We start from the raw sequence: 16161 nt of genomic DNA, 5'->3' as shown, positions 1-16161 counted from the left end.
ATGCGTAAAATTATAGAGTACTTCATAAAGTACCACGTAGCCGTAAACGTAGTGGTATTAATGTTTGTGGTTTTTGGGATATTTGGAGCCTTATCATTAAAGTCTTCATTCTTTCCACTTGTAGATTCAAAAAACATAAACATTACCGTTGTTTACCCTGGAGCATCTCCTCAGGAAGTTGAAGAAGGTATTGTACTCAAAATAGAAGATAACCTTAAAGGGCTGGATGGTGTAGAGCGTGTAACTTCTACTTCAAGAGAGAATAGCGGAAATATAAATGTAGAGATCGAGAAGGGAAAGGATATTGACTTTATGCTTCTTGAAGTTAAGAATGCTGTAGATCGAGTGCCATCATTTCCTTCTGGTATGGAGCCACTAGTAGTGGCAAAACAAGAAGCGATACGCCAGACCATATCTTTTTCTATAAGTGGAGAAGATGTGACACTAGCTACGCTTAAGCAGATAGGGAGGCAGGTTGAGAATGACCTAAGAGCAATTGAGGGTATCTCACAAATAAACGTATCAGGTTATCCTGATGAGGAAATCGAAATCGCTGTAAACGAAAATAGCTTGCTAGCTTATAATCTTTCATTTGCAGATGTTTCTCAAGCAGTAAGTAGATCAAATATCCTCACTACTGGAGGATCTATTAAAACAGAAGCAGAGGAGTATCTCATAAGAGCAAATAATAGAGCTTATTATGGCGACGAACTCTCAAACGTGATTGTAAGATCTGACCCTAGCGGAAGAACAATACGTCTTAAAGATGTTGCAACCGTAAGAGATCGCTTTTCTGAAACTCCTAATGCAAATTACTTTAATGGAAATCTTGCTGTAAATGTATCTATTACCTCTACAAACACAGAAGATCTCATAGGTGCTGCAGAGAAAGCAAAAGAATACATCGCAGATTTTAATGACAAATACAACAACGTGCAACTCGCCGTTGTAAATGATTTGTCCATAACACTTGTGCAGCGTACTGCCTTACTTACAGAGAATGCGGTAGTAGGGATGATACTAGTGCTTATATTTCTCTCATTATTTTTAAATACGCGTCTTGCATTTTGGGTAGCCTTCGGACTTCCTGTAGCCTTTTTAGGAATGTTTATGCTTGCGGGATATTTTAATGTAACCATAAACGTGCTATCATTATTTGGGATGATTATCGTTATTGGTATTCTAGTAGATGATGGTATCGTAATTGCCGAAAATATCTACCAGCATTATGAGCGAGGTAAATCACCAGTTCAAGCTGCGGTAGATGGTACCATGGAAGTATTGCCTCCTATTATTTCGGCGATATTAACAACTATTCTTGCTTTTGGTATTTTCTTATTCTTAGATGGTAGAATAGGGGAGTTTTTTGGAGAGGTTTCTGTTATTGTAATGCTTACTCTAGCAGTATCACTTGTAGAGGCCCTTATTATTCTTCCAGCACACCTGGCACATTCTAAAGCATTAAAAAAACAAGATAATCGCCCTAAAAAAGGAATTGCAAATTTATTTTCAAAGCTGCGATATATCAATGAGTTTGGTGACCGTATAATGGTATGGTTACGTGATAAAGTGTACAGCCCTACATTGCGTTTTGCACTTGATTATAAGTTTTTGATGTTCTCTTTCTTTATAGTTTTTATACTATTAACATCTGGGAGTTTTCAAGCAGGAATTATAAGAGGAGCATTCTTTCCTAACGTTGCAAGTGATAATGTGCGTATAACACTCAACATGCCTAACGGTACAAATGCGGGTGTTACAGATAGTATTATCTCTATGATTGAAATGAGAGCTGTCGAAGTAAACAAAGAGCTCTCTGAAAAATATAAAAGTGAAATAGACGGACCATTATTTGAGAATATCATAAAAACTTTAGGTCCTGGAACTTCTACAGCAACATTGAGTGTAAACTTACTACCTGGTGAGGAAAGGCCTAATGATATTACTTCCATTCTAGTGGGTAATATGATTCGTGAGAAAGTAGGTCCAGTAATAGGAAATGAAAGTCTCGTGTATGGTGGTGGAGGAAACTTTGGAGGAAGTCCAGTAGCAGTTTCTTTACTTGGAAATAATATTGCAGAGCTTAAAGCAGCAAAGGCAGAATTAAAACAATCACTTGAGTCCAATCCTGTGCTTAAGGATATAACAGATAATGATCCAGCGGGAATTAAGGAAATAAGACTCCAGCTTAACGAGTCTGCTTATGCACTTGGTCTTAACTTACAAACAGTAATGACGCAAGTGCGCGCAGGATTCTTTGGATCACAAGCGCAGCGTTTTCAAAGAGGGCAGGATGAGATAAGAGTGTGGGTACGTTATGATCGTGATAATAGGTCTTCTATTACAAATCTAGATGATATGCGCATCCTTACTCCTAGCGGATCAAAAGTGCCTCTTAATGAAATAGCGAGCTATACCATAGAAAGAGGTGATGTTGCTGTAAACCACCTAGAAGGAAGGAGAGAGATACAAATACTAGCAGATCTTAAAAACCCGAAAGAGGTAAGTGCTACAGATGTTATGGCAGATTTACAATCTAATGTAATGCCAGACATCTTATCAAAGTATCCTACGGTAACGCCATCTTATGAAGGTCAGAATAGAGAAGCTGGTAAATTAACAGGCTCTTTAAAGCCTGTAGGACTTACTGTACTCGCGCTTATATACATTGTGATTGCCTTTACCTTTAGAAGTTATAGTCAGCCATTAATGTTATTGCTTTTAATTCCCTTAAGTCTTCCTGCAGTAGCGTGGGGACACTGGATACACGATTTCCCGCTTAATATATTATCTATGTTAGGTATTATTGCACTGGTAGGGATTATGGTGAATGATGGCCTCGTGCTCATAGGTAAGTTCAATACTAACCTTAGAGAGGGGATGACTTTTGATGATGCTATTTTTGATGCTGGGCGTTCACGTTTTAGAGCAATATTCTTGACATCGATAACAACGATAGCAGGACTTGCACCGCTTATTTTTGAAGAAAGTAGGCAAGCGCAATTTTTAATACCAATGGCGATTTCTATTGCTTATGGAATTGGTTTTGCCACAATACTTACTCTCGTGATGTTGCCTATCTTTCTTTCCTTTAGTAACTGGGCAAAGACTACTACAGATAGATTGATTAAGGGGCGTAAAACTCCTAGAGAAAATCAAGAGCGAGCAGTAAAAGAGATGGAAGAAGAGGCAGAGAATGATGCTCAAGAAGATCATGCAGCTTTACCACATAATACAGACATCGTTTAATATGAATTTGTATAAAAATCATACCCGTCGAGAGATACTAGCAGTACTAGAGCAAAGTGAGAAACTTACGTACGAGGCAAAGCTTAACTTGCTTAAGGAGATAGACAAGCGTTCTATAAACGTTGCGATAGATGAGCTACAGTCGCAAATCGCTCAAAAAGAAGTTGCAATTAATAACCTAGACTATTTAAAGGATATTGGGTTCACACATGTGAAGGACGAGCAAAGCGGTACTATCACCATACGCAGAGCTTCTGGCGCAAAATTAATGGACATAGCAGCAGTTGTCGTAGGAGTGATTTTATCACTTGTAGGACTCATTCATTGCTGGTTGTTACTTGCTATTTTTACTGGAAGTAATGAATTTACACTTACAAAACTATTCACCTACGCTTTCATGATAAGTTTGGGTCTCATAGGTTTTAAAATGCTAGGAGGCATAAATCGTTTCTTAGATTATAACTCGTTTTTACTTGTACAACAACAAGATACTGTAACCATTAAAAAAGGTGATATTAAGGATGAGCAAACATTTAATACAGCCGATTTAAAACTAGAAGAAGAAGGAGAAGATGAACTTATTTTAAGTGCTGGCGAGATTGAGATTATGCGTACTTCCCCACATAATTTAGTTCAAAAACTCACGATGGAAGCGCTATTGCATAACATATTAAGGAATCAATAATGAAACTTTCAGTACAACATATAGCAGTATTTATTTTAATGTTTGCTTTCGCGAAAGCGTACTCTCAAGAAACTCCCACTTCATTACTTACTAAGGAAGAGGCAGTGCGTACTATGCTTGAGAATAATTTTGGGATTCTACTTGCCAATAATCAAGTGGCAGTTGCCGAAAATAATACGGGGATTTTGAATACAGGATATTTACCTACGATAAGTACTACGGCGGGTATTAATTATAATGTAGATAATCAAGAAGCTACTTTTCAAGACGGTACATCAAGGTCTGTAAATGGAGCAGAGACGACAAGATACAACGCATCTGTAAATCTTGACTACACCCTATTTGATGGTTTAGGAAGGTATTATAACTATAAAACTCTCAAAGAACAATATGGTTTATCTAAGTTGCAGGCTAGGGAGACTATAGAGAATGTGATGGTGCAGCTCTTTACAGTGTATTATGAGGTTGCACGTGTTGAGGAGAATCTGGGTGTCCTAGAAAATGCACTTGAGATATCAAAAGAGCGTGAGCTTAGAGCGCAATATCAATTTGATTACGGGCAAGTAAATAAGCTTGAGGTACTCAACGCACAAGTAGATATTGTAACTGATAGTACAAATATTCTCAATGCAAGACAGCAGCTGCGCAATGCACAGCGTGATCTTAATGTGGTTCTTGCAAGAGAGCTAGAAGACCTGAAAGTGGCAGACACCACAGTTGCTTTTATAAATCCTATAAGTATAGAGGAGTATATTAATGAAGGGACTGTAAATAATATTTCGCTTTTGCAGTCAGAACAAAATATAATCATAAGTGATTACCAGATAAAGCAGGCTAAATCACTGTTACTTCCTACTGTGGGAATCACAGGTAGTTATGGGTGGAATGAAGGGAATTTTCCGGCGACTAACTTTCTTGCTTCAAGTACATCTACAGGTTTTCAAACGGGTGCGACTTTACGATGGAATTTATTTGATGGAGGTAGATCTATTGTAGGTATTAAGAATGCTAAAATTGCACTTGATAGTCAAGAGTATATCAAAGAACAGCTCAAACAACAAGTAGAACGTGATATTTCGAATGCAAAGGGTAATTACTATAATGCACTTGCTATCTATAACTTACAAGAACAAAATGTAATCACGAGCAAAGCAAACTTTGATAGATCTGAGGAGCGTTTTAAGTTAGGTCAAATTACTAGCATAGAATTTCGTCAGGCGCAATTAAATCTTCTTAACGCGCAGACTACCAAGAACGCAGCAAAGTATACAGCAAAGCTTGCAGAGATACAGTTATTACAGCTTACAGGTCAATTGCTTAATGTAGATTTTTAAAGATGTAGGTGGCGCTTTCGCGAAAGCGTACCCCTCTATAAATTAGATCATCATGTACGAACATTTTTTTCAATGCCCTTACTGTTGGGAAGAGATTTCTATGCTCTTAGATCCATCCATAAGTAGTGTTTATGTAGAAGATTGTGAAGTGTGCTGTAATCCTATTGAATTACAAGTAGGTTTTGAGGATGGAACGTTAACTTCATTCTCTGCTATAGACATTGAACAATAGCCCATTTTCTTACATTTGGGCGTTATTTTTTATTTATTAAATATTTATATTTCTATCAATAAATAGTTTATGATAATAGAACTTAATATCGCAGATGACACCCTAGGATTTGTTTATGAAAACAAAATCGCTCAAGATGGTGTTAACCAAGTGAAGGCAGCGATAGAGAAAAAGCTTGAGAGTCACGATAAAATCAATATTTACCTTGAGGAGGACGATGTGGATGAGATTGAAATAAGAGCATTTATTGACCATACATTTTTTGATATTTCTTATGCTAAGCGTATCAATAGATTAGTGATTGTATCTAACAGATCATGGATACGCCGCGTAGTGCGTCTCAAGGATTTATTAATGACCTCAGATGTGAAGGCTTACCCGTCAAAAAAACGTGTAGATGCTCTGTGCTGGGTTATGAAAAAATAAGAATTTATCCTTTTCCTGCTAGTGTTGCTATTAATCCAGACTTAAGGTTAAGCCAGAGATAATTGAAGAATGACTTCGTTGTGTCTCTTTCTGTCTCACCAGAGCCTTCTCTAAAATCTGTAGGTTTGTCATCACTATCTTCTTTAATAAACAGGTTTACAACCTTAGATAGTAACTTGTTAATGCCTTTTCCTCTTTTGCGCATTATTTCAATCTCAAAATCGTCATATTTCATACGCATATCAATGCTAGATTTGCTAGCATTACCGTCTATGGTAAAGTAGGTTTGGTAAGTTTCACCTGTGAGTTTAATATTTAGATTGGGAGCGGTAAATTGATTCATCTGTTCTCCTGGTAATTTGCCTATACTTCCTTTAAATAGAAACAGATCATTTTTATCATTTACATCAAAAGACCAATCTACTTCAATAGGAGTGTTATCCATAAAAGTAGCGGTGATGTTTAAGGATGTTTGATCTCCAGCGGGATATGTGTTTCCTAGTTTGTTTATAGATGCATTAAGAGCAGAAAATTCAATGCGTCCTCCTTGATTATCATCCTTTAATTTTTCTTGATAAACAATACTACCATTTTTAATAGTAACATCATCTACTAGGAGGTTAATAGGAGCGTCCCTGAGCATTTTACTATAAAGAGGCTTGTAACTATTATCATCAGTAACTAGCTTGTCTCTATAAACCTCTAAAGTAGGCTTGCTAATGGTAATTGAGTTAGCTCCTGCAAATAACTCACTATTTTCAAATCCAAAAGTGGGATTATCTATTTCAATCGCTGCTATTGCGAGATTGAAATGATCTTTTTCTATTGGAGTTATATTTGAGAGGTCAGCCTTACTATATTTTGTTTTCAGTGTGACATTGTTGAAACGTCCTTTTCTATTAGTTATGGTAAAATCTTCAAGAGTGAGTCGTTCGTATTTGCCTACTTTTAGAGATATGTCAGAACCATTAGCATTGTAGTCCGAGTAATCTAGAGGTAACTTTCTTGAAAGAGTTTTACTATCTATATAGATGTCGTCTATTTCTAAAGCGATATCTCCTACGCTAACGGATATTGAATCTTTTGTTCCATCATAAATTGTCAATGAGGCATTCTCTATACTTAACCCTTCAACCAGGATAGGTTTAAAAACTTTGGCAAGAGGTTTTCTTACCGTATCTGTTGATTTCTTGAATTTATGCTTGCTGTAAGTAATTGCTGCGCCATCAAGTTTAATATCTTCTATATTGATTTCTTTATTCACTAGATAACTCCAATAGCTTACATCTTCAATTGTAAATGAGGTTGCCTTAACAATTGTGTGCGTTATAGTATCCGTTTTGTTCTGAATATGCACTTCTGGATCTACAATAGTGATGGTTCCAGAGAAGCTTTTTAGATTTATATCGCTATATGAGACAGTAAAATGTTCTGGCAGCCTATTTTTTAAAAAGAATTCTGCTTTATTTTTTACAACTCGATTTATAAGAATTTGAGCTGTAAGTAGCGCTAGTGTTAAGATTACTAGCGAGATGAGAATTGTTCTTGTTTTTTTATTCATAGGTTAAATATAGTATGCAGTAATGGCTGAGAAAAAAGTTTGTGATTTCTTGTTAAATATGCCCTTTGTGATTTGGTAATAAGGAAAAGTTTGTTGTATATTTGCACTCCAATTAACGCAGTACTGATGGCCTAATCAAGAAACGTGTTACTGGAACATATATCGCGGGATAGAGCAGTAGGCAGCTCGTCGGGCTCATAACCCGAAGGTCACTGGTTCGAGTCCAGTTCCCGCTACTAAGGCTAACGCCAACAAAATCAACGGATAGTGTTTCACTATCCGTTTTTTTTATGCCTTCACTTTTTTTACATTTACTCAAAGTACACGCTAACGTACACGATTCGACCATGAAACTTAATTATTCTGAGCCTAAATTTTATACTGGAGGAGTGGATATTTTTAATTGGTCAAAGCTCTCAAAGGGGATCAAGACCAATTGTTGTGTTTATGCAAATATTGTTGTTAATCTATAAAGAAAGAATTCTACATTTTTCACACCTCTAAATTGAGCTCTAAACGCCTTGATTTTCGCATTGAATGATTCTGCTGACGCGTTTGTGCTTCTATTTATAAAGTAGTTTAATATTGATCTATAGTTAAGGCTTATCGTGTTTACGATTGAATTAAATGCTTTGTAACCTGTTTTTTCGACGTCACTGTACCAGTGTGCTAATTTGGTATATGCTGTTTCTATTGATCTTCCTGTATTAAAGATATTTATTAGACCTTGTACTAGATTAAATGCAGTTTTTATATCTGGATATTCCTTGAAGAGAACTTTACTTCTGTGGTGTTGATTTTTTGTCCATTTGCTGGGTGCTTTATAAAGTAGATATCTACTTCTTGCTAAAAGCTGCTTTCTGGTATCACCATTTTCAAAGATTTCAGGTTGATGGGGTGTGTTGTTGACTCGTGCTAGTTTTATGTTTTCATTCTCTAGGTCTATTGCTTCCCATCTATGTTTGACACGAATGTCTTGTAGCGCCTCTAGTGCTAGTTTTTGTACATGGAATCGGTCTGTAACCTGTATAGCTTTCGGGAAACATTTTTTACAAATAGTTTTCATAGTGTTAGCCATATCAAGGGTTATCTCTATTACCTTGGCTCTTTTCTTAGCAGATATTTTCAGCAGTTGTGCTATGATTGGTTCTGCTTTTGTTCCCTTGAAGATGGCAACAATACTGCCTTTCTTTCCTTTGGCTTTTTTATTGGTAATAATCGTATAGAGTTCTCCTTTGGATAATGCGGTCTCGTCTATAGATAAGTAAGGTCCTATATTCTCTGGAAAAATCAGGTACTGTTTTGCGTGCTTCTTTTGATCCCAGTTTTTAAAGTCACTTAGATAATCTTTGTACTGGCGCTGTAGCTTCTTTCCATTAACGCCATAAAAACGCCCGATAGTATGACAGTCCGAGGCTCTAGTATTGACTAATTTCTTTTAAAAAATCAGCAAACTCGGCGGTCATCCGTGTTCCCTGTGCTACTAGGTTCCAGTCTCTTTGAACTATCTCTTTGGTTTGCTTGTCAATCCACCTGCGTCGCTTTACGTGGAGATAAACAGTATTGCCACGTAGAGGAAAATCTTGAATCGTGACCTCTTTGTGAAAACCGTGTGCAATAAGTATGCGGATATATTCTTCTTTTGGAGTCTCGTTACGCTCCTCAAAATAAAGATGCATTACTTCACCATTCTTGGTGTTTCTGACCAGATCGAAGTGGTTAATGAGAAATTCTGGGAGAATGAGTTTTAGTAATTCTAGATAGTTGTCCAAGGCTAGGCTTTATTACAAAAATCTAAAAATTATCCAATTCACACACAACTTTTGAGAATGATCCCTCAAAGGAGCAGAAAGAAGTTGCTTTATCTAAAAATTGGTACGTATACTACTCCTATAGAAATCCTCAAACAGGAAAACTCGAAAGACAGACTAATCTAAAGGCAAGTGTGAACACTTATCATGACAAGGCTAGGAGGTGGAAAATGCTAAAGATTGTAAAATCAGCAATAGAGAATCTTCTCGAAGCAGGATATAATCCATTTGTAGACAACAAATCCGTAAAGGAATACCTTCAATCACAAGAGAAAGAAAAAATTGGTCAAGCTATAAATGCTACAGTTACTAGTGTAATACAACAATCTAATCCTGTATTACAAGTTGATAATGCTATCCAGATGTCTATTAAAGACGCTTTTCAATTAGGTCTAGAGACTAAGCAGCGTATTCTTAATGAAAATTCTTTTCCGAAATTTAAAAGTAGGATCAAAAGGTTTGAAGTATGGTTAAGCGATAATAGCTATACGGAAGAAAACTGCATCACAACTATACAGAAGAAGTCTGTAATACAATATTTGAACAGTGTGTTACAACTAACCAGCGCACGCAATCGAAACAATACAAGGACTGCTATTTCCTCATTATTTCAAGTTTTGGAGGATAATGATGTAGTACAAGAAAATTTTGTCAAAAAGATTAATGTACTTAAATCTGTGCCTGAGAGAAACAAGACGTACACTCCTAAACAGGTAGAAGATGTCTTTCATTATATGAAAGTTAATGATCCCATTTTGTTACTCTTTGTTCAATTCATTTCTTATAATTTCTTAAGGCCTATTGAAGTATGTAGATTAAGAATAGGTGATTTAGACTTAAAAGATAAAAAACTCTATGTGAGAGCTAAGAATCAACCTGTCAAAACTAAAATTATCCCAGATATCTTATTAGATAAGCTTTCTGGATTGGAGAAACTTGATAGTAATGCTCTTTTATTTACGCCAGACAGAATAGGTGGTCTCTGGGAGGCAAAAGAAGGCAATAGGAGTGGTCACTTTTCAAAACGTTTTAAAACAGTTAAAGATCATTTTTCTTTAGGTACAGACTACGGTTTGTATAGTTTTAGGCACACATTTATAACTAAGCTTTATAAAAAACTTGCCATAAAACTAACTCCAAATGAAGTAAAAAGTAAATTAATGCTAATCACGGGTCATTCTACAATGAAAGCACTAGAGCAATATTTAAGAGATATTGACGCAGTGCTACCTCAGGATTACTCTAACATGTTGAAATAATGCAATTTAAAAATTTTGGTTTAATCAGTGATACAGAAGCCATTAAAACGGAGGAGTGCTACATTAAGTTTTTGAAAGAAAAAAAATTAATTCAAAATACTATTTCATTAGGAAATTTTTCTTTGGGTAATATGTCCATGGGTGGAAATTTATCTCTTAAGCCTGAATTGAATCAAAACAGTTATGGAAAAAAAATTGCGACTAGTTTAGGACTTGAATTAAGAGATTATCTTTTGGAAAATTATAAAGGATATGTGGGAGGTGATTTAGAACTGTTCAAGATGAAATTCAAGAGGAAATGTTTTGGTCGGAAACTCACATATAAGAAAAAAAAAGGATTAAGTTATTTTAATAAGTACTACGATAATTGGATTGATATAAGTAAAGAGTATAACTATAGTGGTCTGCCAGGTACAGACCCAAGTGCACCTAGAATGAGCAATTTATTTATTGAGCGCGGGTTTCTTGGCGAGGATTTAGTAAATGAGTCAGATATCATTCGTAAATATTTGTTTGGAGAGAGAGATTTTTTTAATGGGAATCTATTGAACAGCTCCAAGAACTTAAAACAAATACTCAAGTTTGAAAATGAATATTTAATACTACAATACTTAAATGATTTATTCGGTTTTGAGAATCAGAAAAGTAATGATCGCAATCTTATCTTAGATAAGATCTATAAGAAGAATAGAACTAAAATAGATTCTTTCGATACCATTCTCTTTATAGACTATATTTTATCTATAGAAGATTATAGATCACAAGCGTATGGGATAGCGCTTTTTGATTTTTTAAAACATGAGGTGAAAACAATTTACTTGTCTATGAGAGAATTTTCAGATTTGATAGTAGAAAATTTCCCTTCTAATTTTAACAAATTGAAACACCGAGATAAAAGTGATGCTCACGATGAAAAGAAAAATCTTTTCAGAAATGAGTGGGATAAATTCTTTGAAGATCACTAGAATTTTAAATTTCAACAAATTACCCCATGTCTACCCCTTTTCTACCCTTAAATATACCCTAGTTCAACTCTTTGGCTTTCACAATCTTGCGCCCAGTAAACACTACTGATCAGGTGTAGGAATCTATTATTCTTTTCTCGGTGTTTACTCTAACTATTTTTTAATTAGAACTAAACATTATGGACAAAAAGAAAGCAACAGTAATATTCAGAGTTGATGCTGAATATAAAACTTATTTAGAGAAACTCGCAGCGCACTATGAGGTCACTGTCTCAGAATTTATAAGAGATTTTCTTGTAGATGCCCTAGAAGATTGTGAGCTACCTTTCTATTACTATCAGGGTGATGAATAGATCCATCATTGCTGATGATCTCCAGCGAAGGAAAGAAGATCTAGAAGATGAAAGAACTACAAACAATTGTTTAATTATTAAGCCTGTAAATAAGTGGATTGATGATGCCAAATCTAGGCCTATTCCAAACATGTTGTTTAGTGAATTGTGGTATGAGAATGAGCTAGCCATATTGTTTGCAGATACAAATCAGGGAAAGTCAATACTTGCAGTACAAATAGCTGATAGTCTTAGTAGAGGAGTTGCTATTGATGGATTCAAACTAGAGTGTGAACCTAAAAAAGTCTTATACCTAGATTTTGAACTTTCGGATAAACAATTTGAAAATAGATACTCTGTAGAGTATTCTAGTCATTACACATTTGACAACTTATTTCATAGAGCAGAGCTAAATCCGGAATTAGACCTACCAAAAGAATATAAATCCATAGAGGATTATCTCTGTGGGACTCTTGAGGCTACAATTGTAGGTAACGGTGCTGATGTCATAATCATAGATAATCTAACGTATCTAAATTCAGATAGCGAGAAGGCTAAGTATGCACTTAACCTAATGAAGCTTCTGAAAAAAATAACTAAGTCTACCACTGTTTCAATTTTAGTGCTTGCACATACTCCTAAGAGGGATAATTCTGTACCTCTCACTAAAAATGATCTAGCAGGAAGCAAAATGCTTATGAATTTTTGTGACAGTTGTTTTGCTATAGGCGCGAGTACTTTAGAAGTGTCTCACAGGTATATAAAGCAAATAAAACAACGTAATACAGAGCATATTTATCATGGTGAAAATGTGATTCTATGCGAGATACGCAAAGAGCTCAATTTCTTAAAATTTAATTTTCTGGAGTATACGAATGAGCTTGAACATTTAAAGACTGCGACAACTGCTTCTATTGATACTAGGGATGCAAAGATGGTAGACTTGATACAGCAAGGGAAAAATAATGTTGAGATAGGGAAGGAATTAGGATTGAGTGAAGGAGCTATAAGAAAAAGAAGAAATAAGCTCAACTGCTAATCTATGAATGCTCAAGTGGTATATAACCTTGTTAAAACACTTCCTAAGGAAGAGTTTGAGAAGTTGTACCACATGATGAAGAATGAATTTAATGTTCAAACTAGTGCTCGAGAGCCTAAAAGAAGTAAAAAACACTTCCCAGATATTACTGTTAGGGAAATGGAGATTTATTTGATTGAAAATCATTTTAACAAGAAGTAAACTACACAAAAAGCTATTCGTACCAATCGTACCATTTTATTAGTACGATTGGTACGAGTATAAACTATCAGCTCATGAATTATAGATACGTATTAGATGGCTCTAGTAAGAAATATGTTTGCCCTAAGTGCTCAAAGAAAAGTTTTGTGAGATATCTCGATAAGCAAGATGGTGGCTATCTGAAATCTACTTTAGGACGATGTGATAGAGAAAGTAAATGCGGCTATTTTAGTAAGCCTTATGGAAATAGTGTTTTGTCATATGATGTAATACATAAAATAGTACCTCAGAAGCCAACATACCATGACGATGATCTTCTCTTTAAATACTGTAATAATTATGCATCTAATAATCTGTTTAATTACCTATTGAAACATTTTAATTTCGGTCAAGTACTAGAAGTTTTTAAAAACTATCATATAGGTACGTGTTCATATTGGAAAGGAGCAACTGTATTCTTTCAAATGGATATGGAAAAACGCCTTAGAGGTGGAAAAGTAATGCAGTATACTGAGCATACTGGTAAACGAGTCAAGAAACCGTACAACCGCATAAGCTGGATGCACAAAGTATTACAGCTTGATAACTTTATATTACATCAATGTCTATTTGGATTACATAATATAATTGACTGTAACACATTCTCAACAGTTTGTATTACAGAGTCAGAAAAGACAGCAATCGTTATGAGTTTAATGTTTCCTGAGTATACATGGCTGGCAACTGGCAGCAAATCTAATTTTAAGGAATCTTTACTACAACCTCTAAAGGAATATAATATCATTGCATATCCTGATAAGACAGAGTTTAATGATTGGAATAACAAATGTAAAGACCTGAACGGGCAAGGTTATCATATAAATTGTAGTGATCTATTAGAAAGTCAAGTTTTGAAAGAGGGAGGTGATCTTGTTGATTTAGTAATTTCTATGTAAGTTTCGTAGAGAAACTGAAATATCTAATACATCACTCCTATGAATAGAAAAGTATTAATATGTGCCATTTCAAAGTAAATGGAATAAGTGGTAATTACATCAAGCTTAATTCTCGAGCAATAAAAAGAGAAACACTATAAGGAAATTTGTCTTTATCTGGGATTACCTTTGGCCATGAGCTTGGATAGTCTGGCTGTTCAACTGCGTCTTCTAACGCTATTTTAATATCTTCAGATCTTTTGTTGTATTTATTCTTTAGATCTTTTTTAGAAACAACCCATCCTTGTTTTAGTGCAGCTATTCTCTCTTTAAAGTCATCATCAAAATAGTCCATGTCTACTGTGATGAATTTACCCCATATATGAAAGTAATCCTTTGGGCTTATTTTACGCACCTTGTAGAACTTGTGTGGCTTAGTTGTAATTTCTAAGCTATCAGTTGGCTTTTCAAAAAAGAACTTAAGCCAAGTGCGACGAGTGTTCTTACTCATATTAATGTCATGTTCCAGTGACTCCATGGATAGCATATTCGTATTCAACCATTCAAATATTCCAAAGCCTGCCAATACTAATGCTAGGGGGTGGGTATGCTTAAATAATGCGTCTAGATCTATAAAGGTATTCATCAAGTCAGTTTGTACGACGCCAGTTATAAAGTCATTTAGTCCCCTCATGTGTTCAGCTTGCTGAATGAGCTCTATGCTCTCTTCATTCCATTCTCTTACTGGAAAAAGAATATCTAAGGTAGCTTTGGCTTCGCCGTCAGATTCAATGCGCTCCGCAAGTTTAGCTTTAAATACCTCCTTAGATCCACTTCTTTGTATGGCTAGTTTTTCAAAAACACCTATGTAATGAGGCATCTTAGAATTTATAAATTCGAATAAATGTGGTAGGATAGCTTTCATAAAAAAACCCGCTCTTAGTGAGCGGGATAAATGTAGTTAATTATCATTTTACGTTAATCATTATCTCCCTTATACTCATCATTGTTAGGGTTAAGTTGATCAGATCTATTATCCAAGTCATCTTGCGTGGGCTGGTAATCTTCTTTAAATGCGCTCATAATTATTTTGTTTTAGTAGCTGCACTTGTCGCGCGTGCAGCAAAGCTATTTTTAGATACGGTTCCTGATGTTTTTGCAGTTGATGATTGTATTCTACTTGCTGCACTTGAAGTCATTGGTTTTTTTGACATAATTACTAATTTTTATAAATAAGAGCATTTGTTGGTAGCTCAAACACCAATCTGGGTGCAATTTATAGGTTATATAAAATCAGTTTGTCAAATTTTAATCGATAATTGAAAACATGAGTAATTTTAATTAGAGTACTTAGATGGAATTTGCGCCTTATGGTTCTTTTTAATGTCTGATAGGCTAGGATATTGACTTAAATATTGTGGTAGCATATAGATTTTTAGTTCATTACAATATTTTTTAATTTTTTTTAGACACTCTTAACTACTGTGAATACTAAGAGAATTTAGAAAAAATTAATTTTTGTACATCTATAACAATAAAATAAATTTATAATATCAAATAAAACTTATATCTTTGTAATCGAATAACAACAAATAAAATGAAGTTAAGCAATATTGCGAAAATAACATCTGGTATTAATGGCCGTAGAAATCCTGAGGGAAGTATTTATTACTTGAGCGCTCGGGATTTTATTAGTTCTCATGAGATAGATACTCAGACAGCACCTAGTTTGATGCCCTCCTCTAAAATGGATAGACACTTTCTTGAGAAAGGAGACGTATTGGTGCTTTCAAAAGGGCATCATGGTTTTACAGCACATACTTATCAAGGGGAGAAACAACCAGCGGTTGCTTCTTCTATTTTTATGGTGTTGAAAAACATAGAATCTACGGTTATGCCTAAATACCTAGTGTGGTTTATTAATTTGAGTACTACTCAAAATGAACTCATTAAATATGGACGTGGTTCTGTATTACCCGCAATTAATAAAACTATTTTAGGTGACCTTACTATCGATGTGCCTGATTTAAAAACTCAACATATAATTGTTACACTAGACCAGCTCAAAAAACAAGAAACCAGGATTATAAAACAACTAGATCAACTAAAAACAACCAAATTAGAACTTCAACTTAAAAGTAAAACAATATAAC

17 protein-coding genes and 1 tRNA gene are annotated in these 16161 nt (G+C 35.0%); 13 read left to right on the top strand and 5 right to left on the bottom strand.

Annotated features, from left to right (window positions below):
• The 5 genes from DCS32_RS03415 (at position 1) to DCS32_RS03395 (ending at position 5926) form a co-directional block, all read left to right on the top strand.
• Positions 1-3249, top strand: coding sequence for an efflux RND transporter permease subunit (locus DCS32_RS03415; protein WP_108876998.1), 3249 nt, complete (start codon positions 1-3; stop codon positions 3247-3249).
• A 1-nt stretch (position 3250) separates the two neighbouring features.
• Positions 3251-3934, top strand: coding sequence for a hypothetical protein (locus tag DCS32_RS03410; RefSeq protein ID WP_108876997.1), 684 nt, complete (start codon positions 3251-3253; stop codon positions 3932-3934).
• Positions 3934-5268, top strand: coding sequence for a TolC family protein (locus DCS32_RS03405; RefSeq protein WP_108876996.1), 1335 nt, complete (start codon positions 3934-3936; stop codon positions 5266-5268). The genes DCS32_RS03410 and DCS32_RS03405 overlap by 1 nt, the downstream gene beginning before the upstream one ends.
• Positions 5269-5320: 52 nt before the next feature.
• A complete protein-coding gene (locus tag DCS32_RS03400) occupies positions 5321-5500 on the top strand; it encodes a CPXCG motif-containing cysteine-rich protein (RefSeq protein ID WP_013751183.1) in 180 nt (59 codons plus the stop codon).
• Between the two features lie 69 nt (positions 5501-5569).
• Positions 5570-5926, top strand: a complete 357-nt coding sequence (locus DCS32_RS03395) for an STAS/SEC14 domain-containing protein (protein ID WP_108876995.1) — start codon at positions 5570-5572, stop codon at positions 5924-5926.
• 4 nt (positions 5927-5930) lie between these two features.
• Here the strand turns inward: DCS32_RS03395 and DCS32_RS03390 are convergent, their stop codons facing one another.
• Entirely contained in the window at positions 5931-7487 is a 1557-nt protein-coding gene (locus tag DCS32_RS03390) for a hypothetical protein (RefSeq protein ID WP_108876994.1), read from the bottom strand.
• A gap of 163 nt (positions 7488-7650) precedes the next feature.
• Here DCS32_RS03390 and DCS32_RS03385 point away from each other — a divergent pair.
• Positions 7651-7723: transfer RNA gene (locus DCS32_RS03385), tRNA-Met, on the top strand.
• A gap of 209 nt (positions 7724-7932) precedes the next feature.
• Here DCS32_RS03385 and DCS32_RS03375 read toward each other — a convergent pair.
• Both DCS32_RS03375 and DCS32_RS03370 read right to left on the bottom strand, forming a co-directional pair.
• Complete coding sequence (locus DCS32_RS03375) at positions 7933-8886, bottom strand: transposase (RefSeq protein ID WP_108876992.1); 954 nt, start codon at positions 8884-8886, stop codon at positions 7933-7935.
• 19 nt (positions 8887-8905) lie between these two features.
• Positions 8906-9166 (bottom strand): transposase family protein, encoded by a 261-nt coding sequence (locus tag DCS32_RS03370; protein ID WP_239057517.1) that lies wholly within the window; start codon positions 9164-9166, stop codon positions 8906-8908.
• Between the two features lie 302 nt (positions 9167-9468).
• Here DCS32_RS03370 and DCS32_RS03365 point away from each other — a divergent pair, with 302 nt between their 5' ends.
• From DCS32_RS03365 to DCS32_RS03345, 6 genes are all read left to right on the top strand, one after another.
• Positions 9469-10557, top strand: a complete 1089-nt coding sequence (locus tag DCS32_RS03365) for a tyrosine-type recombinase/integrase (protein WP_204161797.1) — start codon at positions 9469-9471, stop codon at positions 10555-10557.
• A complete protein-coding gene (locus DCS32_RS03360; RefSeq protein ID WP_108876990.1) occupies positions 10557-11522 on the top strand; it encodes a hypothetical protein in 966 nt (321 codons plus the stop codon). The genes DCS32_RS03365 and DCS32_RS03360 overlap by 1 nt, the downstream gene beginning before the upstream one ends.
• Positions 11523-11701: 179 nt before the next feature.
• A complete protein-coding gene (locus DCS32_RS16035) occupies positions 11702-11875 on the top strand; it encodes a hypothetical protein (RefSeq protein WP_162533584.1) in 174 nt (57 codons plus the stop codon).
• Positions 11868-12893, top strand: coding sequence for an AAA family ATPase (locus DCS32_RS03355; protein ID WP_108876989.1), 1026 nt, complete (start codon positions 11868-11870; stop codon positions 12891-12893). Before DCS32_RS16035 ends, DCS32_RS03355 begins: the two co-directional genes overlap by 8 nt.
• Positions 12894-12896: 3 nt before the next feature.
• Entirely contained in the window at positions 12897-13094 is a 198-nt protein-coding gene (locus tag DCS32_RS03350; protein ID WP_108876988.1) for a hypothetical protein, read from the top strand.
• Positions 13095-13168: 74 nt separating this feature from the next.
• Positions 13169-14029, top strand: a complete 861-nt coding sequence (locus DCS32_RS03345; RefSeq protein ID WP_108876987.1) for a DUF6371 domain-containing protein — start codon at positions 13169-13171, stop codon at positions 14027-14029.
• Positions 14030-14123: 94 nt separating this feature from the next.
• Here DCS32_RS03345 and DCS32_RS03340 read toward each other — a convergent pair whose 3' ends face one another.
• On the bottom strand, positions 14124-14888 hold the full coding sequence (locus tag DCS32_RS03340; protein WP_239057557.1) for a hypothetical protein: 765 nt from the start codon (positions 14886-14888) through the stop codon (positions 14124-14126).
• A gap of 205 nt (positions 14889-15093) precedes the next feature.
• Positions 15094-15222: a hypothetical protein gene (locus DCS32_RS16270; RefSeq protein ID WP_262497458.1), complete on the bottom strand. Its 129-nt coding sequence runs from the start codon at positions 15220-15222 to the stop codon at positions 15094-15096.
• A 383-nt stretch (positions 15223-15605) separates the two neighbouring features.
• Here DCS32_RS16270 and DCS32_RS03335 point away from each other — a divergent pair, with 383 nt between their 5' ends.
• A complete protein-coding gene (locus DCS32_RS03335) occupies positions 15606-16160 on the top strand; it encodes a restriction endonuclease subunit S (RefSeq protein WP_108876985.1) in 555 nt (184 codons plus the stop codon).
• Position 16161 lies beyond the last annotated feature (1 nt).

The organism is Dokdonia sp. Dokd-P16 (assembly GCF_003095655.1).
Lineage (GTDB): Bacteria > Bacteroidota > Bacteroidia > Flavobacteriales > Flavobacteriaceae > Dokdonia.
This window is presented reverse-complemented; position numbering and strand designations above follow the sequence as displayed.